Genomic DNA, 1,500 nt, shown 5'->3' with positions numbered 1-1,500 from the left:
TCACTTCCCGGATCGCCTGGAGAAATATATCAGCCTATGAGGCTACTTGGCTGACACAGAGTTTTGAACACCCTCGCTGATATCCGTACAGGAAGACAAAACTGATAGGTTATTTGTTCACTGCTGATAACAGACTACTACTAAAAGCGCTCACAGAGATCAATTATCATTCACAATTTCCCTTGAGGCTTCCAATTTCCATCTAATTCGATCATATTAGCGGCTTTGTCTGTAAATAGAGCCGAATATATGAGCAAAGCGATGGATAAGAGGCTGGGAATTCCCCCTCAGAGCAAAAGTTCACTGACCTCCGCGAATGATTTAACCGCAAAGTTGGAGTGCCTCATTGGAGCGCCCTTTACACTAACTGGAAAATCAAGAACGGATGGCTCCAACTTGAGAAAACTGGTTGGAAAAGTGTTGCTTGAAGGGAGCCACCCTGATGTCGCGACTAAAGGCTCGTATGAAATAGTCCCACCCAAAGGGACCCCAAAGATTCTTCTGGAGTATATTGACACATACATTGTCACAACTGGTAGTTCCTATAATCTACAGGTGTGGAATAGAAACCCAGCATCTGAATCCGTTCAAGTTCAATATGCTAATGGGGATAATTTACAATCAGGTGAGGTTCGATTTGTTCTCGCCAAAGTTTGTCCAGAAAATCATGTAATAACAGCCGTTGCTGTCTTAACCCCAGATTATATTGTCGATAGATTTGGCAAGTTTGGCAAACCAACAGTAAAACATCAGTTGATAATTTCGGCATCCGCTAGGCAGTCAGTTTTAGATATGCCCAATGGTATTCTATTTTATGATGATGACTCTAATGTGGGTAACATATCAAACATAAACAACCTCTCAGAAAAAAGTATTCACGATGAACCAAGGCAAGACACCCTTGTGCCTTTATCTCATATCCGGTCGATAGTTGAGGAAAAACTGATTGGATTAGAAGTAAAACCTGCTGCGACGAAAAATAGAGGGCAAATGCTTGAAGAAATTTTTTCTTCTGCAATGGGATATAGCATTTCTGATCAGGAACTTCTTGCTGGAGGATATCCAGACATCAGAAACCAAGCCTTAGAAGTAAAAATACAAGATTCTCCAACAGTCGATCTTGGAAAATACAGCCCTGAATTTGAAGATGTGGTTCCAGATTGCGGAAACTTCACCACACGAACCATGCGTTATTTAATCGCACTGACTAACCCTGAAACCAACATAATAGAAGGGGCAATACTTTGCCCAGGAAATAAGTTAGGCCTTCATTTTACCTATGTTGGAGATAAGAGTTATAAGTGCCAAAGATCAATCCCAATGGACTTCTTTGAAAGTTTTAACGGAAAGTCTGTATTCAATCCGTAATTAAACTGTATTAGTTCAGACCAAATCTGACACATCTCCTTGAAAAGAAGGGGTGTACCGGTTTTGATGAAGGTGACAAAACCTGAAACCAAAACCAAGGATAAACCCCATGATTCATACTAACGATCGCAT

1 protein-coding gene is annotated in these 1,500 nt (G+C 40.9%); it reads left to right on the top strand.

Annotated features, from left to right (window positions below):
• The first annotated feature begins 249 nt into the window (after positions 1 to 249).
• Entirely contained in the window at positions 250 to 1,368 is a 1,119-nt protein-coding gene (locus tag Q1A48_RS21180) for a hypothetical protein (RefSeq protein ID WP_299948831.1), read from the top strand.
• Positions 1,369 to 1,500 lie beyond the last annotated feature (132 nt).

It is taken from the genome of uncultured Microbulbifer sp., from assembly GCF_947489355.1.
Lineage (GTDB): Bacteria > Pseudomonadota > Gammaproteobacteria > Pseudomonadales > Cellvibrionaceae > Microbulbifer.
Note: the sequence above shows the minus strand (reverse complement) of the source record. Positions and strands in the feature narration are given on the sequence as shown.